Here is a 23418-nt window from a genome sequence, read left to right as displayed (position 1 = left end):
TCATGAACTTCACACTTTCTTTTTCTGAGCTTATGCCGCTTGTGCCTGTGATGATTGTGGCATTGACCGCAATCGTGGTGATGTTATTGATTGCGATCAAACGTCACCATAACCTCATTGCCACGACCGCAGTTGTGGGTTTAAACCTTGCGGCAATCTTTGTTGTATACAGCGTGTTTAGTGGAAGTTTTGTTCCAGTAAACGTGATGGGCATGTTTATGGTTGATCCATTTACCATGCTCTATCAATTCTTAATTTTGATCGCTGCATTGGCATGTTGTACTTTGTCTCATGCCTATATTGAGACTTATAAAGACAACCGCGAAGAGCTGTATATCTTGTTACTGACTTCAGTAGCGGGTGCAATGTTGATGGTTGCAAGTTCACACTATGCGGCATTCTTCATCAGTCTTGAGCTTATGTCGATTCCAATTTATGGCATGTTGGCATATACCTACCAACGTAGTCAGTCTTTGGAAGCAGGGATTAAATACCTCGTCCTATCTGCAACTGCATCTGCAATGTTGTTGATGGGTATGGCTTATATCTATGCCTATACAGGTTCGTTGTCTTTCTATGACTCTGTTCAGACATTATTTGCTGTCATTGATCAGCCAATGGTGTTATTGGGCTTGGCTTTAATTGTCTTTGCAGTCGCATTCAAACTCTCGCTTGCACCATTCCATAAATGGACACCAGATGTGTATGCAGGTGCACCAGCACCTATGGCAACATTCTTGGCAACCGTCGCCAAAGTTGCAACCATCGGTTTGTTTGTTCGTTACATACTTACGTCTGGCGCAATTTTACATCAAGGACTCATTACGGTTTTAACCATCCTTGCGGTATTGTCGATCGTGGTGGGTAACTTACTCGCGGTACGTCAAGTGAACTTGAAGCGTATCTTGGGTTATTCATCGATTGCGCATTTTGGTTATTTGTTGATTGCTTTAATCAGCATGACTTATGCAAGTCTAGGTAGCGTAACGGTTTATGTGATTACTTATGTACTCACTACAATTGGTGCCTTTGGTGTCGTGGCATTGATGTCCAGTCCATATAACAATGTGGATGAAGCACAAAGTCTTGCAGACTATCGTGGTTTGTTTTGGCGCCGTCCGATTTTGACTGCCGCTTTAACGGTGATGATGTTGTCTTTGGCTGGTATTCCATTAACAGCGGGCTTTATTGGTAAGTTCCTTGTTGTGATGGCCGCAGTTACAACTCAGCACTGGTTCTTGGCAGCGATGATCGTGGTCGGTAGTGGTATCGGTTTGTATTATTACCTCCGTGTGATGGTGGTCATGTATATGACACCACCTGATGTACCACGTATTGATGCTGATGCCCATTGGGGGCAACAAGTGGGTGGTATCATGGTACTCGGTGCTGCATTGTTGGTGTTGTTCTTGGGTATTTATCCAGATCCGATGATTAACTTAGCATTGAAGGCAGAAATTCTTTCTCCATTGCACTTTATGTTATCTCAACAGCAGTAATGATCTGATTTGTACAAAAAAGCCTCCAAAATTGGGGGCTTTTTTATTGAAGAGTAAAAAAACACTTTATAATAGTCAGAGATTAATATGAATTAGGTATTTGCTTGTGTCCATTCAAGAAATTCGTCATCCACTTATTCGCCATAAACTTGGTTTATTGCGTCGTTCAGACATTAGTACCAAGAACTTTCGCGAATTGGCGCAAGAAGTCACGATGTTATTGACTTATGAAGCAACCAAAGATTTACCTGTGGTTGATCATGATATTGATGGGTGGGCAGGAACAGTATCAACACAACGTATCGCAGGAAAGAAAATTACCATTGTTCCGATTTTACGTGCAGGTATTGGGATGCTGGAAGGCGTACTTAATCTGATCCCAAGCGCAAAAGTGAGTGTATTGGGTTTAGAGCGTGACGATGAAACGTTAGAAGTTCGTACCTATTATAAAAAGTTAGTGCCAGATGTTGCTAATCGTTTGGCAATGATCATTGATCCAATGCTTGCAACAGGAAATTCTTTGATTGCTGCAATTGATGTCTTAAAAGCAAGCGGCTGTAAAGATATTCGTGTCATGGTCTTAGTGGCTGCACCTGAAGGTGTTGCAAAGGTTGAAGCGGCGCATCCTGATGTGCGTATGTATACGGCTTCGATTGACCAAGGGTTAAATGCAGAAGGCTATATCGTTCCTGGTTTGGGCGATGCAGGTGACAAGATTTTTGGTAGTGTTCAAAAAGATTAATTTTTGAAATACAGATAAAAAGAGGCTGCATTCACCCGTAAAAATTTTGTGGGCGGATCAACGGTCTCTTTTTTTATATATACTGTGACTAATAGCGTTTAAAGAATAGGGTGAAGTTAATGAAGCAAGAGTTCTATCAAGGAAAAATTAAACAATACAATCCAGACAAAGGGTTTGGCTTTATTGCAACGGCTGAAGGAGATGTGTTTTTTCATATTTCAGAATATCCAACAGACGGTGAGCCGAAAAGAAATGAAAAAGTGAAATTTGTGGTAATTGAAAATGATGGAAAATATAAAGCCACAAAAATTGAGCGCGTTGATCCAAATCCTGCCAAAACTAGAAAAACTAAAATACTGGCGCATAATGAATCGATCACAACAGATTTGTTGTCAAATTTTCGACGCTAATGATTTAGTTTTTTGTGCTGATCGGTTCAGACTTCGTTTTGAATATACTGATAAAAGAGGCTTTTTAGCCTCATTTTTTATTAGAATATAGTCACTATAAAAATAGAGTGTTAATGATGTTTCTTGAGGGACAAATTAAAAAATATAATGCCGAACGTGGCTTTGGTTTTATTGAAGTAGACGGAAATCAATCGGATATTTTCTTCCACGTTACTGATTTCCCCCAAGCTGCTGGAGAGCCAAAACTTGGAGAGAGGCTCAAGTTTCTCATTGTTGAGGATAAGGGGAAGTATAAAGCTGTAAATATCGTTCGCTTAGATTTAAAGACTACAGCGTTAGGCAATTCAACTGTTCAAAATGAGCCAGCTCAGAAGTTAGTGGCTCGAGCTTATTCTCAATCAAATAAGAACGGGATAACTTTTATGATAGTGGGATTGATTGTGATCTCGATATTAACGGGGTTAGTCTTTAAAAAATATCAATCCTATCAACAATCGCAAAAAATAAAAACAGCTCAGCTTATTGAAGAGCAAAAGAGAATTATTGAAGAACAACGAAAAGCGATAGGGAATTTACCAGAAGTAAAGTTCACAGAAAAATCGCAGAAAGCACTAATGTCCTTGGGAAATAATAATGATCTAACTCAAAATCATCAATCGGCACAAACAAACACAGTGAACAGCGAATTTAGCTGTGATGGATGTAAACATTGTTCTCAAATGAGATCTTATGAAGAGGCTGTATTCTTTTTAAGGAATTGTCCAAATACCGAAATGGATGGCGGTGGTGATGGCATTCCATGTGAACGGCAATTTGGACGATAACAAGATTAGATCAAGTCTGATTTTCGCAGAACTGTAAAAAAGCTTTTAAGCCAGGTCCTTGATATTTTTGACGATGTACCAGCATGTAGAGTGGACGTGTCAATTGCCAATATGGCGTGTCTAAAATAACCAATTGACCTTTTTCAAGCAATGGTTCAATCGCAAGTTTAGAAATACACGACATCCCTAAACCACCCGCAACGATTTTTAAAATCGCTTCGTTGTGACCGAGGGTTAAACGAATATTGGCATCGGGTAAGTCTTGCAAGATTGCATTATCAAACACTTCGCGTGTGCCTGAGCCTTCTTCACGTAAAATCCATTCGACATCAAGAAAATCTGCTTGCGTGATTGGACGATTTAACTGGGCCAAGGGATGATCAGGTGAACAACACACGGCTAATTCATCATTACGCCAATGAATGCATTGCAGTGATGGTAAATGACAAGAACCTTCAATTAACGCTAGATCGAGCTGAAACTGATTCACAGCTTCAATCATTTGGCGTGTATTACCCACTTGTAGTTGTAGATGAGCTTGTGGGTGACGCTTTAAAAAATCTGCCATGAGATCAGGCATTAAATAATCACTGATGGTCAGGGTAGCGCCTAAGCGTAAATCAATGCTTTGTAGTTCGCCCTTCGCTGCTTGTTCAAAGGATTCACAGCGACCTAATATTTCCAAAGCTTGTGGAAGTAAAAATCTTCCTAAATCATTGAGTTGTAATCGTTTGCCTAAACGGTCAAATAAAGGTGCGCCGAGACCGTCTTCTAAATCAGCTAAAGCCATGCTCGCCGCACTTTGTGTGAGTCGGACAGCATCACTGGCTTTGGTTACCGTTCCCTCTTGAGCGACCGCCACGAAAACTGCCAATTGGCGTAATGTCATGCGCATGTTAAAAGCCTTAACGTGTTGAGGGTCTCGTCACATTTAACAGACCCTAGAGTATTCATCAATAATCAGATCATGCTACCATGAGCGCACTGTTTCGTGCCACGTTCAAATCATGTCAATTGAAAAATTTAGCGTAGAAAAAGTTTTATCGGTACAGCGTTGGACCAGCAACCTTTTTAGTTTCACGATGACTCGACCAGCACACTTTAAATTTACCGCAGGGCAGTTTGCTCGGATTGGTTTAATGGTCGGTGATGAGCTAGTCATTCGTGCGTATTCCGTGGTGTCTTCGCCATATGATGAAACCTTAGAGTTCTTTTCGATTGTGGTACCCGATGGGGCATTTACCTCGAACTTACAACATCTAAAAGTCGGTGATGAACTTTATCTAGAAAAAATATCTTATGGGTATCTAACACTGGCTCGCTATCAACAGCCATTGCCACAAGATTTATGGTTGTTAGCGACGGGAACAGGTTTAGCGCCATTTCTTTCTATGTTGCAAGACTTTGAAACATGGAATAAATATCAGCAAATCACCTTGGTTTACAGTGTCCGAACTGAGTCTGAGTTGGCGTATATCGAGCGTATTCAGGAGATTGCGGAACTGTTTGGTGAGGGACATTCTGGGTTTAAATTTGTGCCGATTATCACTCGCGATCCAAATGCAGCTTTACATGATCGTTTGCCAATACTGATTGCAAATGGTGACTTAGAAAAGGCTGTAGGGCTGTCATTCAATCCTGCCAGCAGTCATGTGATGTTATGTGGTAACCCACAAATGGTCGATGACACCAAAGAAGCATTAAAGCAGCGTGGTCTCATTATGAATCGGCGTGGTGTGGGAAATATTGCGGTAGAGAATTATTGGTAATGAGGAGCGATTGTAGCTCCGCAAGGCGATTGTAGCGGCGCTAGAGGGCGACGGAAGCAGTGTACAAGAGTGGGAGAGGATATATTGTTAATGAACAAACATATCCATAAATTCGCGGATTTCTTGAATTGCGGTCTCAACATCTGTAGAGAGCCAAGTCGGTTCGAAAATCCCCGTATAATGCTCTAAACGATCTTGTGGGACGACCAATCGTACAGGGCAATCCTCTTCCAATAAGCGCCACGGCAAAATTGGAACTTCATTATCTAAGAAAGGCAGTACATTGCGAATATCAACAATCATCGCATTGATACAATCAGGCAATGGCATTACCGAAAGTTCTTCTGTTCGACGTCGAAAATATTCCAAATCCCCCCATTTTAGGATATAGCTTGGCTTATTGAACTCAATAATTCCAATCAAATGTTCATCGCGTGTATGGTGCAAAAAGCATTGATGCGTGACATCAGTGTCTAATTCAAGAGAAACGCGCTGTTGGCTATAGGACATAAAGCAGAATATTAAAGAAACGAGGAGAACTATTATAGCTTATTTTTATCGCATTCTAAAATCGCATATATTTTAAACAAAACGTCAAACAATAAAAAGTAGAGTTCTGCAAACAAGACAACGATAGTCCGATGTTTCTTCACACAATGCAACATTGCGTACTGCTAAGATGAAAGTCAAATAAGTAATAACAAGAGGGCTAGCTGCGATGCATGATTTTAGTAAGCCAAAACCACATGTAGAAAGTAAGGAAGATACAGCGCGTAAACGGAAACTACCTGTCTATATGCTCATTATTGTTGGTATATTTCTGATCGCGCTGCTTGTGTTTATGCTCGCTGATCATTCAGCCAAACCAACTGCACAGGTAATTATGCCTTATGTGCAGTCGTTGCTACTGAATGCGTAGAGCATCATTTAAGACCATATTCGATGAATAGTTGAGTAACCAAAGCCCTTTGGTATAAATCAAGGGGCTTTTTGCAAACTATTACATACTTTTTGTTGTATTAGTGATGCGGTTCATTGATTGGGAAATAGACAAAAACTAAGGTTAAAGCATCCATACACTATGTGCTTGCTTATAAAGTGATCATGATTGGATCGTACAAAATGTAAAAACACGACATGACATAAGGATAACAACATGAATGAATTTTTTAGAGATCCCTCCCAACGTGGAGGATTCGATGCAATGTATTATTGGGATCAATTTCAGCCGATTTTAGCTGCAATTGCGATCCTGCTAATCGGGTGGATTATTGCATTGCTCATTGCGGCAGGTGTAAAGAAATTACTGCAAAAACTTGATACCAATAATAGATTGTCATCTGCGACAGGCAGTACACCGAATATTGAGGGTATTGTTTCCAAAATTGTATTTTGGTTCATTATGATTCTTGCTGTTGTTGGGGCATTAAACGTGCTCAATATCAATAGTATTAGCGATCCGTTTAGTAATATGGTGGGCAGTGTCTTACTGTTTATACCGCATCTTATCGCCGCGATTGTTGTTGGTGGACTGGGTTGGCTTATTGCCAGTTTAGTACGAACAGGCATCACCCGTGTACTTGCACGAACTGAGCTTGATGAAAAGCTAAGTGGCGAGGTCGGTGTCGGTTCGCTCAGTAGTAATATTGGTGAAATTATATACTGGTTAATTTTATTACTTTTCTTACCAATTGTTTTATCTATCTTGGGTTTAACCGGTTTATTGATTCCTGTGCAGAACATGGTGAACGAAGCAATTGCTTATTTACCAAGTCTGTTTATTACTGGTGTAATCATTTTTGTAGGCTATATTCTTGCAAAAATCGTTCGTGGAATTGTGGAAGGCTTGGTCAGTAGTGTGGGTCTACAAGCACAAGCTGAAAAAGTGGGATTATTTAAAAATTCAAGTGTTGGTAAATTTTTAGGCTCTTTTGTTTTTGCTGTGATCATGATTACGACATTGATCATTGCATTTGAGGCATTAGGGGTAGATGCAATTTCTCAACCTGCAACAGCAATGCTCAATGACATTATGTTGGCGATACCACAAATCATTGCAGCGATATTGATTTTAATTGTTGCATACGTGGTTTCTCGTTTTGTCGGACGTTTAGTTGCTGAACTCATTTCAGGGGCTGGTGTTGATGAAGTTCCAATGAAGCTGGATGTGCAGCGTTTCCTTGGACAAACACGTGTTTCTGATGTGGTTGGCTATTTGATCGTCTTCTTTACTATGTTATTTGCGGTATCAGAAGCCGCAAATCGACTTGGATTGGAACAGGTGAGTGTACTCATCGCCATGTTCATCCAGTTTGGTGCAAGTATCTTACTTGGTGCTGTGATTTTGGTGATCGGTTTCTGGCTGGCAAATGTCGTTGCAAATGTCGTGCAGCGTGGTGAATATAATTGTTCACGCTGGTTGGGTACGCTCGTTCGTATCTTGATTATGGGCTTAGTCATTGCAATGGGCTTAAAAGCAATGGGCATTGCAGACTCGATTGTGAATTTGGCATTCGGTTTAACGCTTGGTTCGGTCGCTGTTGCATTTGCACTGGCATTCGGATTGGGTGGTCGTCAACCCGCTGAACGTTTACTTGGTGATTTGCTCGATAAAGCAAAAGCTGATGCGAAACAACCAAATCCTTTGCATAAAAATGAGACTGTTTCACCTAATACTGTTCAACCGACACCGCCATCTCCACCACATTCGGATGAATAGAAAAAATAATCTTTGATTTTTTTTGCCAATTCGACCACTCTTAGCGAGTGGTCGTTTTACTTATATATGAATAAAAAAATTTATAGGAGAATGAAATGAAGAAGCCAAATCGAGTATTCGCGCCGATTATTATTGCAGGGATCACTGTAGGTTTTTTGGCGAGTGCTTATAAATTTGTCTTTGCGAAATCAAATGCTGAAAAAGAACAATCAAGCTCAAACGCACGCAAGGCATCTTCTTCAGAAGCAGAAAAGACTTCCGAGCATCGTTGAAGTTCTGAGCCAGCTCTCGATTGATGTCGTGGTTTAAACAAATTGGGCGGCAGCTTGTGCTGATGACCATGCCCATTGGAAGTTATATCCTCCCAAGTGTCCCGTTACATCAAGCACCTCACCAATAAAATATAAGCCTTTCTGTTTTTTACTTTCCATGGTTTTCGATGAGACTTCGCTTGTATCTACACCACCGAGGGTGACTTCGGCTGTGCGATAACCTTCAGTTCCAGAAGGCTTGACTGAAAATGCATGCAATTGTGCTGCGATTTGCTCAAGTTGTAGATCACTGATATTGCCAATCGCCGTCTCGCTTTGCTCAGCCCAAATCAATTGTTGTAATTCAAGTACGATACTTTTTGCGGTGAATTCATTAAGTAGGGTACGTAGTAAAACTTTAGGCTGTGTTTTTTTCTTATCTTTGAAAAATTGTGTGAAGTCTTGGCTCGGAAAGAAATCAATATTAAAGCGTTCACCGACCTGCCAGTAATTTGAGAGCTGTAATGAGCTTGGCCCACTTAAACCGCGATGGGTAAATAGCAATGCTTCAGTGAATTGATGGCGATCATTGCTCAAACTTGCATCTAAGGCATTACCGCTTAAGCGAGTGGTCACTTCTTTAAACTGATCTGAAAAAGTAAATGGAACTAACCCTGCGCGAGTTGGGAAGACGTGATGACCGAATTGTTGTGCAAGTTCATAACCAAAACCTGAACCGCCTAAGGTTGGAATGGATAATCCACCTGTCGCAACAACTAAGGATTCACATTGAAAGGTACCTTGATTGGTGTCGATAACAAAGCCAGATTCTTTTTGTGCCTTCACACTTTGAACCTCACAATGCGTTTCAATGTCGACTTGTTTGGTTTTTGCACATTCTGCAAGCAACATTTCCAAAATCTCTTTTGCACCTTTTGTGGTGAAAAGTTGTCCATGTTTGCGCTCTTCATATTCGATGCCATACTCACAAACCAAACCGACGAAATCCCAATTGGTGTAGCGTGATAGGGCAGAAATAACGAAGTGTGGGTTTTCAGAAAGAAAGTTTTTAGGTTCAACATCTAGGTTGGTGAAGTTACATTTACCACCACCTGACATTAAAATCTTTTTACCGACTTTATTGGCTTTTTCCAATACTACAACCGATCGTCCACGTTTTGCAGCCTCAGCAGCCAACATCAAGCCTGATGCACCAGCACCTAAAACAACCACATCAACTTGATGAACCATGGACATAACTCGATAGACGAAAAGCGGGCGATTATAAAAGATTTAAACAAATTTTAATATGTAGAGTGCTTGACTAGAAAAAATGTTTTTATTGCAAGGTATGTTATAAACATAACTTTAAATAAGAGGGCAATATAATGAATGATAAAACAATTTTAGGTCATAATCAGCCAGAAAACCAAGATCAATTGAAACAATATACACTCATTATTTATGTATTATATGCTGTGAGCATCATTGTTGGCTTAACCAGTATTGCCGCAATCATTATGAATTATATCAAACGTGATGAAGTACAAGGGACATGGCTTGCTAGTCATTTTGAATGGCAAATAAAAACCTTTTGGGTCACTTTGATTGCAGGTGTGATTGGATTTGTGTTGTCTTTTATCCTGATTGGCATTCCAATTCTATTGGCAGCGACGATTTGGTTTATTTATCGTATTGTGAAAGGACTTATTGTATTCAATGATAACAAGCCAATTGGCGATGGTTGGTTTTAATGGCAACGTGAAAGCGATGACAAAAGCTATCAGTTGATAGCTTTTAATTTACCTTGTAAACCACCTGTATGAATCACCAAAATTCGAGTATGTGCAGGGAATTGATTTTGTTGAATTAAATCAAATACACCCAGCATCATTTTAGCGGTATATATTTGTTCTAGAGGAATATTATATTGTTCTTCAAATTGCTGCATAAATTGTAGTAGCTCAGGTGTGGTTTTCGCGTAGCCGCCACAACAATAAGCATCGGTAAGCGACCAATTATTTTTATCTGTCCATTTCTGAATGTCTTGTTTCAAAAAATCTCCTTTTAACGCAGAAAAACCTAAGACATGTTGAAGATCAGTACTGCTTTCGATGAGGCCTGCAATCGTTCCTCCTGTCCCCACTGCACAGCAAATTACATCATAATTTGCTAAGTCATCGGCAGATAGAATTTCCCGCGTACCTTGAATGGCAAGGATATTGGTTCCACCTTCAGGAATAATCAGAGCTTGAGGATATTGTTGCTGTAACTGTGCTAAGTATTCAGTTTCATGGCGCAAACGATACTCAGCACGACTGACAAAATGTAGTTGCATACCAAAATCTTGTGCTGTTTCTAATGTTGGATTTAAGCGTTGTGAGGCTAACTCTTCACCTCGAATGATGCCAATACTATCAAAACCAAAATGTTGTGCTGCATAAGCGGTCGCAGCAATATGATTTGAGTATGCTCCACCAAAAGTGAGCACTTGTTTTAAGCCTTGTTGTTGAGCAGCCAATAAATTGTATTTGAGTTTAAAAAATTTATTGCCTGAAATTTGAGGATGAATCAGATCAAGACGTTTGATGGTCAGTTGAACAGGATAGGGCTGTGCTAATGTCTGATAAGGTGTCGGAAAAGCAATGTGATCAAACATATAAAATAGCCTAAGTAAATCTGAAAACCTATCTCAGCAGCATCGTACTTGGAAGGGGCATTTTTGTATTAGATGAATGAATGATCTAAAGCTCAAAGAAATGTTTTATATGATTCATTTGTTGATGAAGGATGCGAATCACCAAAATATCCTGTTCACGCTTGCGGTAAAAAATAGCGTGGTGTTGGTGATCATGTCGACGAATGCCACTGGCTATTTCGAGGCATTCATAACCTATAAGAGGAGAAGTGGACAGAAGCTGTAAGGTGCTTTCTAAATGCTCTGTATATTTATCTGCCTGAATGACACCAAAATTAAGTAAGGTATATTCGTAGATTGCTGTGAAATCTTCTACAGCGAGATGAGACAGCTTATACATGATGTTTTTGTTTTATTTGAGTTGCAATATCCTGTAAAGAAAGATGGCTTTCCCCACTTCGTTCACCTGCTTCAATTGCTTGTTTTAGGGCAATATTTTGATTTTCTTGGCGTTCTAATAATCGTAAAGCGGAACGTACCACTTCACTGGTCGAACCATATCGCCCAGTTGTGATCAGTTGCGCAACAAAATCATCTAATTCAGCACCGATGGTAATACTCGTCGTTCTCGCCATGTCACTGTTCTTCTGTGTTAATAGATAACACTATCTTAACATGTTAAGCAATCACATCAAGTGATAGGTATTCGCTAATCATCTAAACGTATTCATGTTTAAGAGTCGGTATCCACTGAGGTCACCACTGACGTACCTGGACGTAAGTTCTCTATGCCTTTTTGATTCGGATCAATAGCGATACGAACAGCAATACGTTGCACCACTTTGGTAAAATTACCCGTCGCATTATCTGCTTTCAATACACTGAACTCTGAACCTGCGGCAGGTGAGATTTGCTCAACATGCCCCGTAAACTTTTGATGATTCATTGCATCGACAGTGAAAGTGGCTTTTTGTCCAATTTTCATATTGGCGATCTGAGTTTCTTTAAAATTTGCAATCACCCATGTTTGCTTTGGGATTAAATAAAGCAATTGGGTGCCTGCCGCGACGTATTGACCCACACGAGGATTGACTTCGCCTAACTGACCATCCAATGGTGCTTCGATGGTACTGTAATCCTTCGTCGTATTGGCTTGGTCAAGCTGAGCTTGTGCACTATTTACTTGTGCTTTTAAACCCATCTGCGCAACTTGAGCTGTTTTCAATGCTTCTTGAGCCACTAAAATATTAGCTTCAGCTTGCTTGAGCAGTGCAAGATTGTTTTGTGCATCAGCCGCCGCTTTGTCTTGTTCTGATTTGGAAGCAGCACCACTATTGCCCAGTTGTTGATAACGTCTCAATTGTGCAATAGATAAATCATATTGTGCTTTGACTTGCTCCAGTTTTGCCTGAGTTGCGACAACATCGGCTTGGCGTTGGGCGATGGCTTGAGTTTGATTGGCGAGGCTATTCTGTGCTTGCTCGACCCCTGAAACGGCTTGTGTGACTTTCTGATCATAGGTTGTCGCATCAATATGCATCAGTACTTGACCTTGTTTCACCTGATCAAAATCTTTAACCAGTACATCTTTGATATAGCCATTGATTTGTGAGGACAAAATCGTGGTTTTGCCTTTGACATAGCTATTGTCCGTTTGTTCAATCGCGGTGTGAAAAGGACCGATTCGCCATGCCCATAAAATGATAATAATCCCCACCAATAAGACCACTAACATCCACCATAGTGTTGAGCTTTTAGTTTTGATGAGTTTACTCGCAGGTGGTGGAGGCGGCGGCATTTGTGCCACAGTGTCTGGCGCTTCTACTGGTGTAGTGGGCTGTTTTGGCTCACTACTTTGGGGCAGCTCATTTTTCGGTTTATCTTGTTCTTCGGACATAATCTTTTCTCAATCAAATGTTCAAGTAGGTGAATTGGCCGTTTCTATCTTTTTTCGCGCGATGTATTTGTCACGCATATACTTAAATAAGCCCCATACGAATAAAATAACAGCAAAGATGCCATTGAGTATAATGACGTCGTTATAAGCACGGACCTGAGCTTCACGCGTTACCACTTGATTCAAGTTTTGCATCGCTTGCTTATTCTGTAATACGGGATCAGTAGTATTGATCATGGCACTGTGTTGATAGCTCTGTAAGCGTTGCGCAACCAATGGGTCTGTGGGGTCTAAACTGCGATTGATTTCGACCTTGTAATCGTAGGTATGACGTTGTTGATAAGTGTTGAAGAATGATGAACCAACCAGACCACCAAAGTTTTGAGTGGCGGTGAATAGTACGATAAAGGTCACGACGTACTGCGGACCACGTTGTAAAGTGCGTAAAAATCCCATCAACAATAATGGACCAATAAATACACCACCTGCAAAACTCACCAAGAATTGACTTCGATAGAAATTCGCTGGTCGAACATCACTGGTCAGGTGATAGTCGAGTATGCATGCAATAAAAATCAGAATTTCTGCAAGGAACAGATTTAAGATCAAACGATCTTTATGAAAGGTGAGTGCGCTAAATACAGAACCCGCAATTGTTCCACAAAAGATAACGCCATAGAGTGGCACAAATTGGTCAGGACCCATGCCCATTGTTTTTAGAAAATTAACAGCAGCATAACTTTGTTCGGACATGAGTAGCCGTAAAGCAAAAGCACTAATGATAAAACCGAGTAAATCACCCGTTGCGAGCCAACGCGTCATAATCAGTGGATTACGACGATAATGCTCATAGGTTAGACCCAAAACAATCAAACAAAAGCCAATGATCAAGGTATAGGCCAACCACGGGCTATTGAACCACCACAGAATTGGACCTTGTGTTAACACGATACATAAACAAGCAAAACCGGGAGCCAACAGCGCAAAAGTAAAAAAATCTTGTTTTTCAAAAACCTCTAAACGCAAGCTACGAGGTAGTTTGAGTGCGACGACCATGGCAAAACAACAAATAGCCAAACCGAGTTCAAAAGTGTAAATCACATCCCATTGATTGGCACTCAGTAGAAATGGAGAAATAATCCATGCCAAAGGCAAGCCGAGTTGCTGAAAGCCGAAAGCGAGATAAATCCCTTTTGCCATATCAGCCTTACCAAAGGCTTGCATGGTGTAGTACATCCCTAGCGAACTTAACGGTGCTGCGGCTAAACCTGCAATAAACCGAACAAATAACGCCATTTCATAGGTTTTTACAAAGAGATGTAAGATCAGAACACCAATAAAAACCAATAATCCAATTTCTGAAAATAAACGCAATCCATATTGTTGACGGGCTTTGAATAAAATCAAGTTCGAGCTAACGTTTGCCATCACATAAGCCGCAGGTAGCCATGCGGTTTGAGAGGGAGTTAAAGCATATTCACCTTGGAAAATTGGTAAATTAGCGATAATAAATCCATTACTCAAGCTCGCAGCGATGCAGATAAATAAACCAATAATAAAATATGCAAAGCGTTTCGGTGTGGCATGTGCAATAGCGGCAGGCGAGCCTGGTAGCGTTGGGCGCTCGTCAGGTGACCAATCTGGAGGAGTCTCAAGATAACGAGGCGTTTTATCCATTTTATGCCTCGAACTAAATTTTAATACCGTTTAATAATAATTGTATGGCTCGCTTTGCTAGTCGAACTTGTTCTGATGCGTTATGACCTTGAAATGAAGACCCTAAAATCGCCGCAATCATGGCAAAATCTTGTGTTGTTAGATCTGGGCGGCATAAATGATGTTGTATGGCTCGATCAATGAGTGGTTGTAATGCTTTATCTCGCCGTGCATAAATGTTTAGCATGATTGGGTCTTGGCGATCAATGATACGCCAGTAATCAATCAGTACAATCAGATGAGGGAGCTGTTCAATATGACCTTCAATCAAGCGAATGAAACCATCATCAAATTCAAGTAAAGCTTGCGCTCTTTGTTCTAAACGAATGATGGCTTGTTCGAGTAGCGCAATGATTAATGCTTTGCGATCAGCAAAATTACGATAAAACGTAGCACGTCCAACACCAGCATGATCAATAATCGCTTGTAACGGCGCATGTATGCCTTGCGTTCGGAAAATTTCCTCTGCGGCATTGAGTAGCTCATCACGGTTATGGGCTGCCTGTTGTTGGCGATTTAGCATGTTTGAAGTTCATGGAGTATTTACATTATATTTAACGGACATTTTTGTCCGAAGTAAATTTAAGTCATTTTGATTTTTGTTTTAGTTCAGTAAAAGCGTGCATTGATCTACAACACACGCTTATGTTTATCAATCTTTGAAATGGGTTGGAATCCATTGATAGCTTTTACCATCTGCTGAATAAATATGCCCAATCCCCGGAAATGGTAAATGTGGTGCTGCAATGGTCTGTCCATTCTTGGCAAAATTCGCAAATTGTTTTAACCGTGTCTGAACTGCTTTTTTCGGATCAATATCGTATTCAATTGCAGTTTGAGGTTTATCAAATTGCACAGTATGAGAATGAACAATATCACCAATAAACACGACACTTTGATCTTTGGTTTTTAGCTCATAACTATAGTGTCCCGGGGTATGTCCTGCCGTGTTGATGACTTTAAAACCTTGAATTTCATCACCGAGCTTAAATGTTTTAAAACGTTGTTTCGCTTGATAGGGCGCAATAGCTTCCTTGATCATTTCTACTGTGCTTAAGTAGTTGGCTTGTTTGTCTTTTGGTAGTTTTGCCGCTTGTTTTGGATCTAACCAATATTTAGCTTCATCCTCAGATACATAAACTGTGGCATTTGGGAAATTGGCTGTGCCTTTTTGGCTAATGCCACACACATGATCTGGGTGTAAGTGGGTAAGTAAAATCGTATCGACTTGTTCAGGTTTATATCCTGAAGCAACGAGATTTTTCAAAATAGAACCAAGATGCGCACCGAAGCAGCTTTCAGCACCGCTATCGACTAAAACCAGTGATTTCCCTGTATTGACGAGGAATGCATTGATTGAGGTTTGCACGCCTTTGTCTTGATCAGCATAGTATTTCTTTAAGATTTCTTGGACTTGTTGTGGTGATATATCTTTAAACAAGCTTGGCGACATAAAGTTGGTGCCATCGAGTAGGGCTGTAATTTGTACATCACCTGCTTGATATTGGTAAAAGCCTGAGACTTGTTTTTGTTGTTCAATGATTGGCAGGGTTTTGGCTGTTTCCGCATGGCTAAGTAAAGGGAAGCTGCTTAAGAATGAGACGGAAAGGAGTAGGGCAGTTTTATTCATGGGATTTTTATTAATTTAAAAGGATTATTGGTTTTAACTGATAGTTAATTTTTTTTCAAGTTAAGTTAACTATAGGGTAATTCTATTACTTTGAATTATAATAAATATTAATTTTTTATTGAAATAAATTTGAGAAATGAATAATCAGTATTTTGAAGGGCTAAACCAAAAAGTTAAGCAGATTCTGGAGTATTTAGACTCCAAAAGTAATGAAGAAATAGGAGCAATCTTTAGTCGAGAAATTTCTGATCGAACAAAAATTGATCTTAATGGCTATGGAGAACAAGTAAAAAGAAGCTTTAAAATGATTGATCAAAGACATGACTATATAATACAAATACTTAAAGCGCTAGATGATCAAGAAAAACAGTTTTTTTATGATATTTCAGTAGATGCACAAGAACAAATGAGAGTGAATTTAAGAACAATATCAAGATATATTCCAGATTTAGAGTCTGTTTATTCAAGTAATGGAGGAATTAATGATCTTTTTAATATAGATCAAAGCTTTAGAAATACTTATGAGGCATTTATTGTATATGCCCGTATAGCAAAAATATCTTTGGTTAATCTTAATAAAAAAATAGCAGAAGATCTGAATCCAAGTTTTAAATCTAAAAACTCCCAAGTAGATCAGCTTATAGCTGAGTTAAAAATTTATAAGGGGGAAGCATCATCCAGAAAAACTAAAGAAATATATAAGAAAAAATATGAAGACTATAAGAGGACCGTTGAAATATATGAATTTTATATTATGTTACTTGTATGTTTATCAGTTACTTTAGTTCTTGGGCAATTATTTGCGCATAGTTTTTTTGATGCATTAAATTTATCTAATGCCATCACAATTAAACTTACGATTTTTGCTTTAATTGCAACTCTCTTTACATATTGTTTTAAGCAAATCAGTTTTTATCGAAAAATTTCAGAACAAGCTCATCAAACATATATGGAGCTTGAAGCATTACCAGAATACTTAATTCATTTACCTGATAATAAACAACATGAAATACGTTTTGACTTAGCTAAACGTTACTTTGGTCAAAGCTTATTTGAATCTATAAAAGAAGATTCAATTTCAATACAGGAACAAGCTAAAACAAATGCTGAGGTTTTAAAATCTACTTCTACCTTATTGGATGTTATAAAAAAGCAGAATAATTAGATTGAGTGATCTTAATAGTTTATATGAGAGAGAGTATACGAAAAAGCCCCTACATCAGTAGAGGCTTTATTTATCTCAGAATTAAATCTTAAGACACTTTATCACCGGGTTTAGCACCAGATTCAGGTGAAATCACCCAAACACCGTCGCCATTACCCGCTGCAAGTACCATACCGTTTGAAATACCAAAACGCATCTTACGTGGAGCAAGGTTAGCGACCATCACCACTAATTTGCCTTTTAAGTCTTCTGGTTGATAGAACTCACGAATACCACTAAACACATTACGTGGTTCAGCTTCACCAACATTTAAAGTTAATTGAAGAAGTTTATCCGAACCTTCGACAGTTGCTGCTTCTAAAACTTCAGCAACGCGAAGATCAACCTTCATAAAGTCTTCAATGCCAATAATTTCAGCTTCACCCACTTTTGGTTCAGGCTTCTTCTCAGCTTTCTTTTCTTTTTTCTTTTCCACTTTTGGCGCTTCTGCCGTAGCCGCTAAAGAATCTTTAGAAGAATCAACCATAGCTGCAACTGCTTTAGGATCAACACGCTGCATCAGTGGTTGGAATTGAGCAATTTCATGTGCAACGAGGATTTGCTGACGCGATGCAAAGTCAAAGCTTTCAAGTTTTAAGAAAGCCTGAACTTGTGCAGCCAGTGTTGGCAATACAGGGGATAAGTAAACTGCAAGCTGACGGAAAAGGTTGATACCCACTGAGCACACATCATGAACTTGTTGCTCTTGACCTTCTTGCTTGGCAAGTGCCCACGGTTTTTTCTCATCAATATATTGGTTCGCTTTGTCTGCTAGAGCCATGATTTCACGGATCGCAGCAGAGAATTCACGTGCTTCGTATGCTTGTGCAATTGAATCGCCTGCATCAATAAAGCTTTGCACTAACTCCGGCTCAGCACAGGTATTTGAAAGGGTGTTGTTGAAATTAGTATTAATGAATTTCGCACAACGGCTCGCAATATTCACCACTTTACCAACAAGATCCGAATTCACTTTTTGAACGAAGTCATCTAAGTTCAAATCAGAATCTTCAACTTTGTCTGAAAGCTTAGAAGCAAAGTAATAGCGTAAATATTCAGGATTTAAATGCTGTAAATAAGTTTCAGCTTTGATAAATGTACCGCGAGATTTCGACATCTTCTGACCATTCACAGTCAAGAAGCCATTGACGAATAAACCAGATGGCGTACGGTAGTTTGCGCCTTCAAGCATTGCAGGCCAGAACAGTGCATGGAAGTAAACGATGTCTTTACCAATGAAGTGATAGACTTCATTTTCTGAATCTTTTTTCCAGAAATCATCAAAACTTAAATCAGGTCGTTTGGTTTTGATGTAGTTTTCAAAACTCGACATATAGCCAATCGGCGCATCCACCCAAACATAGAAATATTTATTAGGTGCATCTGGAATTTCAAAACCGAAATAAGGCGCATCACGCGAAATATCCCAATCCGATAAACCTGCTTCAAACCATTCATCTAGTTTGTTGGCAATCGAAACAGGTAAACGACCTTGATCACGTGTCCATTTCTGTAAGTATTCTGAGAAATTTGGCAGTTTAAAGAAGTAGTGATCTGATGATTTTTCAACTGGTGTTGCACCGCTCAAGGTTGAGCGTGGATCAAGAAGTTCAGTTGCATTATAGGTCGTGCCGCAGACTTCGCAGGCATCGCCGTATTGATCTTCCGATTTACATTTAGGGCATGTACCTTTAATGAAACGATCAGAGAGGAACATGCCTTTTTCTGGATCAAATAGCTGATTTACCGGACGAATCGCAATATTGCCTGCTTCACGGTTTTTAATATAAATTTCTTCTGAACGTGCTTTGTTTTCGTCACTATTGGTTGAATCATAGTGATCGAAATGTACGCCAAAGCCATCAAAGTCACGGATATGTTCTTTTTGAACGTTGGCAATTTGTGCTTCTGGGCTAATGCCATTTGCTTCGGCACGCAGCATGATCGCTGTCCCATGAGCATCATCCGCACATACGTAAGTCACGTCATGACCCATTGCACGCATCGCACGAACCCAAATATCTGCTTGGATATAACCGAGTAAGTGACCCATATGGATAGGACCATTGGCATAAGGAAGGGCATTGGTGACTAAAATTTTACGCACGGATATTGTTCTCTCATTCGTATTTCAAGGTGGATGATTTTACATGACTTAACACCGACTTGCACAAGGGAATCGGTGAATTCTTTTCAAGCTACGTAATGGTGCTATTTTTGAGCTTTATTCGCTCTTTTAAAAGTGTTTTGAGTTAACTCATTTTAATTAAGCTGATAATTTGGTCTTCGTGATAGAAACTAAGCTTATAACTTTTGAGTTTACTGCGATGAGCATTCATGATGAAAACACCTGAACAGGGTACTTGCCATTGGTTTTCTGTATTCTCAGTAAAGCCGATCCAAGCATGGCCACTAAATCTGAACGTACGATCATCTTTCTTAGTAAATTCATCAAAATAGACAGCATCACACCAGAATGTGTTTTTACCAAAATCTAATTTAGAAAACTTCCAGCAACTTAAAAAAGAGATATTGCTTTCTAAGCACTCATGTTTTTGTTTATATGTTTTGAATTGATTAATATTTTGGGCGATATCACGCTCTATAGCCAAGACTCTACGTTGAATTCTTCTTTTGCTGGAATAAACATATTTTGACCACTTTAAATATCTTTCCTCTTCTTGTTTTGGCTGTGTAAGGTCATCTTTATTCATATTCGATTTTGAGTAGTTTTATCTATTAATTTTAATCATGGAATTTAGAGAAAGGTATGCATCCCAAAGGATTACATACTTTGCATCTGCTTAACGGTTACACTGTGCTTAGAATTTTTTCTCAACGAAATGATTTTGCCTTTAGACAGGAAATGAATGTGATAGCTTTTTAAGCTATTGGTCTTTGGATCAACCGTGATTTCAGCAAATAAAGGTGTTTGCCAAAGTTCATCACTACCTAAAGTACCTAACCAAGCTTGAGCTTTAATCGCAACCGAATACTCATCTTTTATCTCTAAATCGCTGATGCTCATCTCGCTACACCAATGCACGGTTGTTGGAAATTCTACTTTTGAAAATTTCCAACAAATCGAAAGTGCTAAGCTTGTTGCAATTCCAGCATAATCATTGCTTTCATTATGAATGACAGGAAGTAATTGTTCTGCCAAATCACGCTCAAAAGAATCAATCATGCTTTGGATTCTTCTTTTACTTGAAAGAATGTACCTTAAGCGCTTTTCTTGTGCTTGAAGTTCATGTTGAATTTCTAAAAGTTCGTTTTCATTCATATTTAAAGCTTTATAAATAAGGTTAAGATTTCGATAGTGCAAAAGTATATCTGATCTATTTTTTTATATTGTGAATAGTTTTTAATTGAAATTTAATGGGTCTAAAAATGATCGAAACAGCTCGACTACGTTTAAGACAGTGGCGAGCAGAGGACTATGTATCCTTTGCCGCAATGAGCACCAATCCACAAGTTATGGAATATTTTCCAAAACTGCTGACGCGAGCAGAAAGTGATGCCTTGATCGATAGAATGAAGTCGATTATCGAGACTCAAGGTTGGGGCTTTTGGGCAGTTGAGTTAAAGCACAACCAGCAATTTATTGGTTTTACTGGTTTACATGACCAACCTACCCAGTTTTCTTTTTCGCCGTGTGTGGAAATCGGATGGCGACTCGATCAAGCGTATTGGGGGCAGGGATATGCACCAGAAGCAGCTCAAGCGGCTCTCACATTCGCTTTTGATCAGTTGAAATTAGACAAAGTTGTGTCATTTACCACACTAGGAAATGAAAAATCGCAAGCGGTGATGAAAAAGTTGAAAATGAGAAAGATCACAGAATTTCAACATCCAGCTTTGGAATCAGATCACCCTTTAAGCTGGCATGTCTTATATGAGATCTCTAAAAATGAATTTCTTGAAGTAAATTAAACGTTATTCATTGATATGATTTTTATATCCAAAAATTCATAAGGTTATCAATCAGAAATGATTTGAATATTCCTGTATATCCTTTGTTTCAATTTGCTGCAATCGCTAAAAAATCAACATAAACGCGGTATAACTAAGGCTGCTCCAAACAATTTATATTTACCTATAAGTGAGGAATTACGATGACAAATGAAAAAATTGATGAGTTAAAAACTCAAGCAGCCGACTTAGGTAATGATTTAAAACACAAAGCAAAAGAAGCGCAGTTACAAGGCGAAAAAGCAGTTGATGATTTAAAGCACTCAGCAGAGGAGCTAAAACTGAAAGGTGAAAAAGCATTGGATGATCTAAAAAAAGATGCGTCTGAGCAAAGTAGCGAAAGCAAAGAGGCTTTTTCTAATAAAGTGGATGAAATTAAAGCTAAACTTGAAGATACCCAACATAGCGTTCAAGACAAATTTGACCACTTAAAAGAAGAAGCAAGTCATAAGTTAGATGATGCAAAAGTAAAAGCGGCTGAATTGAAAGACGAAGCTGCTGCAAAATTTGATGATCTCAAAGCTCAGGCAAGTAGCAAATTGGATGATTTAAAGAAAGCAGCAACGGATACTATAAATAAATTCAAAGGCTAGTTGGCTGATTAAATTTAAATAACTGATGCTCATATCTTATGAAGAAATATGCTGTAAAAAATAAGCAATTGTCTTCTTTGATATGAGCGTCACTTCTTCGATCCTGCTAAACTAACCAAACTCAGTCCTATGTTGATCTGTTTTTGGAGTAAACAAAATGTCGTGGCTTTCTTCCTTAAAATCTGTTTTTTCACCAGCACAAGAAGTGAAGGAAGACGAGATTCAAACAGTTCTACAAAATTATGTATTACCTTATTCAGAAAATGGCTTAAAAGATCGGATTAGCCAAGTGAATGTCCAAGGTCGTATTCTGCAACTGACGATTAATACCTTTCCTCAAGAAAAAGATCATTTACAAAAAATCCATGATGAACTTGCTGAAGCCTTAGAAAAATGTGGCATTCAGGAGCTAAACCTACATGTCATTCAACAAAAACACGCTGCACATGGCGAAGTGGGTCATAGCTGTTCATCTAAGCCTAAAGCGGAAACTGCAAAAAATACAAAACTACCGCCTGTGATGGATGCGTCCGCAAAAGTTGAAACTGACCCAAATAACCCGCCTATTCAAAAAGCAGCACCACAACAGCGTGACATTGCAGCTCATCCACGCATTCAAAATGTAATTTTGGTGTCATCGGGTAAAGGTGGTGTAGGTAAATCAACCACGACAGTGAATCTTGCACTTGCACTACAAAAAATGGGCTTAAAAGTCGGTGTTCTCGATGCTGATATCTATGGCCCAAGTATTCCAACGATGCTTGGAAATGCAGGTCAAACACCACAAATTGAAAATGAACATTTTGTGCCTTTAGATGCCTATGGCATGGCGGTGATTTCGATCGGTCATCTCATCGGTGCGCATAATACGCCTGTGGCTTGGCGTGGACCAAAGGCAACAGGGGCATTGATGCAATTGTTTAATCAAACGCTTTGGCCTGATTTAGATGTACTGGTGATTGATATGCCACCAGGAACAGGTGACATCCAATTGACATTGGCACAGCGTATACCTGTAACAGGCGCAGTGATTGTGACAACACCTCAGAACGTCGCACTCATGGATGCGGTGAAAGGAATTGAGTTGTTTAATCGCGTCAGCATTCCAGTGCTTGGTGTGATCGAAAATATGTCGACACATATCTGTTCAAATTGTGGTTTTGAAGAACAAATTTTTGGGATCGGTGGCGGTGATCAAATTTCTGAACAATACCAAATCCCATTACTCGGGCGTTTACCTTTGGATGCTAAAATCCGTGAACATGCGGATCAAGGTAAACCAAGCGTAATTGCGCAAGATGCCGCGGCTGAAAGTTTTATGAATATCGCGCAAGCACTGCTTGAGCAAATGGAAAAATTACCAAAGCATCAAAAAGATGACAAACGCATTTTCTAAATCAACCGATTTCCAAGCTTAACGCTTCAAAAAACCAACATCATGATGTTGGTTTTTTTATGTGCTGAGCAAAATGATTTTTTGATTGATAAGAATTAAAAATATACCAATGAGTAAAAACTGGCATGTGGATTGCTTATTCTCTCTTTTCGATTGAG

The 23418-nt window shown here is 39.3% G+C and carries 26 protein-coding genes; 13 read left to right on the top strand and 13 right to left on the bottom strand.

All coding sequences use genetic code 11. The annotated features are described in order from the left end of the window. Positions 1 to 2 precede the first annotated feature (2 nt). The 4 genes from nuoN to F903_RS14930 all read left to right on the top strand — a co-directional run bounded on the left by nuoN (position 3) and on the right by F903_RS14930 (position 3475). Positions 3 to 1499, top strand: coding sequence for an NADH-quinone oxidoreductase subunit NuoN (nuoN, locus tag F903_RS14945; protein WP_005198297.1), 1497 nt, complete (start codon positions 3 to 5; stop codon positions 1497 to 1499). 106 nt (positions 1500 to 1605) lie between these two features. Further along, positions 1606 to 2241: a uracil phosphoribosyltransferase gene (upp, locus tag F903_RS14940; RefSeq protein ID WP_004669868.1), complete on the top strand. Its 636-nt coding sequence runs from the start codon at positions 1606 to 1608 to the stop codon at positions 2239 to 2241. Positions 2242 to 2360: 119 nt separating this feature from the next. Continuing rightward, positions 2361 to 2651: a cold shock domain-containing protein gene (locus F903_RS14935; RefSeq protein WP_004669869.1), complete on the top strand. Its 291-nt coding sequence runs from the start codon at positions 2361 to 2363 to the stop codon at positions 2649 to 2651. Positions 2652 to 2767: 116 nt separating this feature from the next. Then, positions 2768 to 3475 (top strand): cold shock domain-containing protein, encoded by a 708-nt coding sequence (locus F903_RS14930; protein WP_005198289.1) that lies wholly within the window; start codon positions 2768 to 2770, stop codon positions 3473 to 3475. A gap of 10 nt (positions 3476 to 3485) precedes the next feature. Here F903_RS14930 and gigC read toward each other — a convergent pair whose 3' ends face one another. Next, positions 3486 to 4370 carry a LysR family transcriptional regulator GigC gene (gene gigC / locus F903_RS14925; RefSeq protein ID WP_005198287.1) on the bottom strand — a complete coding sequence of 295 codons (885 nt, stop codon included), beginning with the start codon at positions 4368 to 4370 and terminating at the stop codon, positions 3486 to 3488. 112 nt (positions 4371 to 4482) lie between these two features. Between gigC and F903_RS14920 the strand changes: the two genes are divergently transcribed. After that, positions 4483 to 5244 (top strand): ferredoxin--NADP reductase, encoded by a 762-nt coding sequence (locus tag F903_RS14920; protein ID WP_004669872.1) that lies wholly within the window; start codon positions 4483 to 4485, stop codon positions 5242 to 5244. 87 nt (positions 5245 to 5331) lie between these two features. On the opposite strand, the gene F903_RS14915 is transcribed toward F903_RS14920, so the two are convergent. After that, positions 5332 to 5754 carry a hypothetical protein gene (locus F903_RS14915; RefSeq protein ID WP_004669873.1) on the bottom strand — a complete coding sequence of 141 codons (423 nt, stop codon included), beginning with the start codon at positions 5752 to 5754 and terminating at the stop codon, positions 5332 to 5334. 208 nt (positions 5755 to 5962) lie between these two features. Here F903_RS14915 and F903_RS14910 point away from each other — a divergent pair, with 208 nt between their 5' ends. From F903_RS14910 to F903_RS16735, 3 genes are all read left to right on the top strand, one after another. Beyond that, entirely contained in the window at positions 5963 to 6163 is a 201-nt protein-coding gene (locus F903_RS14910) for a hypothetical protein (protein ID WP_004669874.1), read from the top strand. Positions 6164 to 6400: 237 nt separating this feature from the next. Beyond that, on the top strand, positions 6401 to 7963 hold the full coding sequence (locus F903_RS14905) for a mechanosensitive ion channel (protein ID WP_005198285.1): 1563 nt from the start codon (positions 6401 to 6403) through the stop codon (positions 7961 to 7963). A 95-nt stretch (positions 7964 to 8058) separates the two neighbouring features. Beyond that, the gene (locus F903_RS16735) at positions 8059 to 8235 is read left to right on the top strand and encodes a hypothetical protein (protein WP_004669876.1); all 177 of its coding nucleotides are present in this window, start codon (positions 8059 to 8061) and stop codon (positions 8233 to 8235) included. A gap of 33 nt (positions 8236 to 8268) precedes the next feature. Here F903_RS16735 and F903_RS14900 read toward each other — a convergent pair whose 3' ends face one another. After that, positions 8269 to 9471, bottom strand: a complete 1203-nt coding sequence (locus F903_RS14900) for a BaiN/RdsA family NAD(P)/FAD-dependent oxidoreductase (protein ID WP_171065252.1) — start codon at positions 9469 to 9471, stop codon at positions 8269 to 8271. 131 nt (positions 9472 to 9602) lie between these two features. Here F903_RS14900 and F903_RS14895 point away from each other — a divergent pair, with 131 nt between their 5' ends. Continuing rightward, positions 9603 to 9968: a DUF4870 family protein gene (locus F903_RS14895; RefSeq protein ID WP_005198280.1), complete on the top strand. Its 366-nt coding sequence runs from the start codon at positions 9603 to 9605 to the stop codon at positions 9966 to 9968. A 29-nt stretch (positions 9969 to 9997) separates the two neighbouring features. Here the strand turns inward: F903_RS14895 and F903_RS14890 are convergent, their stop codons facing one another. The 7 genes from F903_RS14890 to F903_RS14860 all read right to left on the bottom strand — a co-directional run bounded on the left by F903_RS14890 (position 9998) and on the right by F903_RS14860 (position 16095). After that, positions 9998 to 10873, bottom strand: coding sequence for a 1-aminocyclopropane-1-carboxylate deaminase/D-cysteine desulfhydrase (locus F903_RS14890; protein WP_005198278.1), 876 nt, complete (start codon positions 10871 to 10873; stop codon positions 9998 to 10000). A gap of 85 nt (positions 10874 to 10958) precedes the next feature. Further along, on the bottom strand, positions 10959 to 11252 hold the full coding sequence (locus tag F903_RS14885; RefSeq protein ID WP_005198276.1) for a type II toxin-antitoxin system RelE/ParE family toxin: 294 nt from the start codon (positions 11250 to 11252) through the stop codon (positions 10959 to 10961). After that, positions 11245 to 11487: a type II toxin-antitoxin system ParD family antitoxin gene (locus F903_RS14880; RefSeq protein WP_005198275.1), complete on the bottom strand. Its 243-nt coding sequence runs from the start codon at positions 11485 to 11487 to the stop codon at positions 11245 to 11247. Before F903_RS14880 ends, F903_RS14885 begins: the two co-directional genes overlap by 8 nt. Before the next feature lie 98 nt (positions 11488 to 11585). Then, positions 11586 to 12650, bottom strand: a complete 1065-nt coding sequence (locus F903_RS14875; protein ID WP_416202031.1) for an HlyD family secretion protein — start codon at positions 12648 to 12650, stop codon at positions 11586 to 11588. A 120-nt stretch (positions 12651 to 12770) separates the two neighbouring features. Beyond that, positions 12771 to 14426 carry an MFS transporter gene (locus tag F903_RS14870; RefSeq protein WP_005198261.1) on the bottom strand — a complete coding sequence of 552 codons (1656 nt, stop codon included), beginning with the start codon at positions 14424 to 14426 and terminating at the stop codon, positions 12771 to 12773. 13 nt (positions 14427 to 14439) lie between these two features. Next, positions 14440 to 14988: a TetR/AcrR family transcriptional regulator gene (locus F903_RS14865; protein ID WP_005198259.1), complete on the bottom strand. Its 549-nt coding sequence runs from the start codon at positions 14986 to 14988 to the stop codon at positions 14440 to 14442. Between the two features lie 129 nt (positions 14989 to 15117). Continuing rightward, positions 15118 to 16095: an MBL fold metallo-hydrolase gene (locus F903_RS14860; RefSeq protein WP_005198258.1), complete on the bottom strand. Its 978-nt coding sequence runs from the start codon at positions 16093 to 16095 to the stop codon at positions 15118 to 15120. A 136-nt stretch (positions 16096 to 16231) separates the two neighbouring features. On the opposite strand from F903_RS14860, the gene F903_RS14855 reads away from it, so the two are divergent. Continuing rightward, the gene (locus F903_RS14855) at positions 16232 to 17260 is read left to right on the top strand and encodes a hypothetical protein (protein WP_005198256.1); all 1029 of its coding nucleotides are present in this window, start codon (positions 16232 to 16234) and stop codon (positions 17258 to 17260) included. A gap of 88 nt (positions 17261 to 17348) precedes the next feature. Here F903_RS14855 and metG read toward each other — a convergent pair whose 3' ends face one another. The 3 genes from metG to F903_RS14840 form a co-directional block, all read right to left on the bottom strand. Further along, positions 17349 to 19406 carry a methionine--tRNA ligase gene (gene metG, locus F903_RS14850; protein ID WP_005198253.1) on the bottom strand — a complete coding sequence of 686 codons (2058 nt, stop codon included), beginning with the start codon at positions 19404 to 19406 and terminating at the stop codon, positions 17349 to 17351. A 145-nt stretch (positions 19407 to 19551) separates the two neighbouring features. Further along, a complete protein-coding gene (locus F903_RS14845) occupies positions 19552 to 20013 on the bottom strand; it encodes a hypothetical protein (protein ID WP_005198251.1) in 462 nt (153 codons plus the stop codon). 71 nt (positions 20014 to 20084) lie between these two features. Further along, positions 20085 to 20582, bottom strand: coding sequence for a hypothetical protein (locus F903_RS14840; protein WP_004669887.1), 498 nt, complete (start codon positions 20580 to 20582; stop codon positions 20085 to 20087). 107 nt (positions 20583 to 20689) lie between these two features. Between F903_RS14840 and F903_RS14835 the strand changes: the two genes are divergently transcribed. The 3 genes from F903_RS14835 to apbC all read left to right on the top strand — a co-directional run bounded on the left by F903_RS14835 (position 20690) and on the right by apbC (position 23260). Further along, a complete protein-coding gene (locus F903_RS14835; protein ID WP_171065251.1) occupies positions 20690 to 21232 on the top strand; it encodes a GNAT family N-acetyltransferase in 543 nt (180 codons plus the stop codon). Positions 21233 to 21414: 182 nt separating this feature from the next. Further along, positions 21415 to 21864 (top strand): hypothetical protein, encoded by a 450-nt coding sequence (locus tag F903_RS14830; RefSeq protein WP_004669889.1) that lies wholly within the window; start codon positions 21415 to 21417, stop codon positions 21862 to 21864. A gap of 157 nt (positions 21865 to 22021) precedes the next feature. Beyond that, positions 22022 to 23260: an iron-sulfur cluster carrier protein ApbC gene (gene apbC, locus F903_RS14825; RefSeq protein ID WP_005198246.1), complete on the top strand. Its 1239-nt coding sequence runs from the start codon at positions 22022 to 22024 to the stop codon at positions 23258 to 23260. The last annotated feature ends 158 nt before the right edge of the window (positions 23261 to 23418 follow it).

The organism is Acinetobacter sp. NIPH 298, assembly GCF_000369505.1.
Taxonomy (GTDB): domain Bacteria; phylum Pseudomonadota; class Gammaproteobacteria; order Pseudomonadales; family Moraxellaceae; genus Acinetobacter.
This window is presented reverse-complemented; position numbering and strand designations above follow the sequence as displayed.

Bases quoted from the DNA above. Each gene is read 5' to 3' on its own strand.
- F903_RS14935 (WP_004669869.1), top strand. From the start codon at position 2,361: ATGAAGCAAGAGTTCTATCAAGGAAAAATTAAACAATACAATCCAGAC.
- F903_RS14845 (WP_005198251.1), bottom strand. From the start codon at position 20,013: ATGAATAAAGATGACCTTACACAGCCAAAACAAGAAGAGGAAAGATAT.
- F903_RS14910 (WP_004669874.1), top strand. From the start codon at position 5,963: ATGCATGATTTTAGTAAGCCAAAACCACATGTAGAAAGTAAGGAAGAT.
- F903_RS14895 (WP_005198280.1), top strand. From the start codon at position 9,603: ATGAATGATAAAACAATTTTAGGTCATAATCAGCCAGAAAACCAAGAT.
- F903_RS14875 (WP_416202031.1), bottom strand. From the start codon at position 12,650: ATGCCGCCGCCTCCACCACCTGCGAGTAAACTCATCAAAACTAAAAGC.
- F903_RS14930 (WP_005198289.1), top strand. From the start codon at position 2,768: ATGTTTCTTGAGGGACAAATTAAAAAATATAATGCCGAACGTGGCTTT.
- F903_RS14890 (WP_005198278.1), bottom strand. From the start codon at position 10,873: ATGTTTGATCACATTGCTTTTCCGACACCTTATCAGACATTAGCACAG.
- F903_RS14865 (WP_005198259.1), bottom strand. From the start codon at position 14,988: ATGCTAAATCGCCAACAACAGGCAGCCCATAACCGTGATGAGCTACTC.
- F903_RS14880 (WP_005198275.1), bottom strand. From the start codon at position 11,487: ATGGCGAGAACGACGAGTATTACCATCGGTGCTGAATTAGATGATTTT.
- F903_RS14900 (WP_171065252.1), bottom strand. From the start codon at position 9,471: ATGTCCATGGTTCATCAAGTTGATGTGGTTGTTTTAGGTGCTGGTGCA.
- F903_RS14835 (WP_171065251.1), top strand. From the start codon at position 20,690: ATGATCGAAACAGCTCGACTACGTTTAAGACAGTGGCGAGCAGAGGAC.
- F903_RS14870 (WP_005198261.1), bottom strand. From the start codon at position 14,426: ATGGATAAAACGCCTCGTTATCTTGAGACTCCTCCAGATTGGTCACCT.
- F903_RS16735 (WP_004669876.1), top strand. From the start codon at position 8,059: ATGAAGAAGCCAAATCGAGTATTCGCGCCGATTATTATTGCAGGGATC.
- F903_RS14920 (WP_004669872.1), top strand. From the start codon at position 4,483: ATGTCAATTGAAAAATTTAGCGTAGAAAAAGTTTTATCGGTACAGCGT.
- nuoN (WP_005198297.1), top strand. From the start codon at position 3: ATGAACTTCACACTTTCTTTTTCTGAGCTTATGCCGCTTGTGCCTGTG.
- F903_RS14905 (WP_005198285.1), top strand. From the start codon at position 6,401: ATGAATGAATTTTTTAGAGATCCCTCCCAACGTGGAGGATTCGATGCA.
- F903_RS14830 (WP_004669889.1), top strand. From the start codon at position 21,415: ATGACAAATGAAAAAATTGATGAGTTAAAAACTCAAGCAGCCGACTTA.
- F903_RS14840 (WP_004669887.1), bottom strand. From the start codon at position 20,582: ATGAATGAAAACGAACTTTTAGAAATTCAACATGAACTTCAAGCACAA.
- F903_RS14885 (WP_005198276.1), bottom strand. From the start codon at position 11,252: ATGTATAAGCTGTCTCATCTCGCTGTAGAAGATTTCACAGCAATCTAC.
- F903_RS14915 (WP_004669873.1), bottom strand. From the start codon at position 5,754: ATGTCCTATAGCCAACAGCGCGTTTCTCTTGAATTAGACACTGATGTC.
- gigC (WP_005198287.1), bottom strand. From the start codon at position 4,370: ATGCGCATGACATTACGCCAATTGGCAGTTTTCGTGGCGGTCGCTCAA.
- F903_RS14860 (WP_005198258.1), bottom strand. From the start codon at position 16,095: ATGAATAAAACTGCCCTACTCCTTTCCGTCTCATTCTTAAGCAGCTTC.
- F903_RS14855 (WP_005198256.1), top strand. From the start codon at position 16,232: ATGAATAATCAGTATTTTGAAGGGCTAAACCAAAAAGTTAAGCAGATT.
- apbC (WP_005198246.1), top strand. From the start codon at position 22,022: ATGTCGTGGCTTTCTTCCTTAAAATCTGTTTTTTCACCAGCACAAGAA.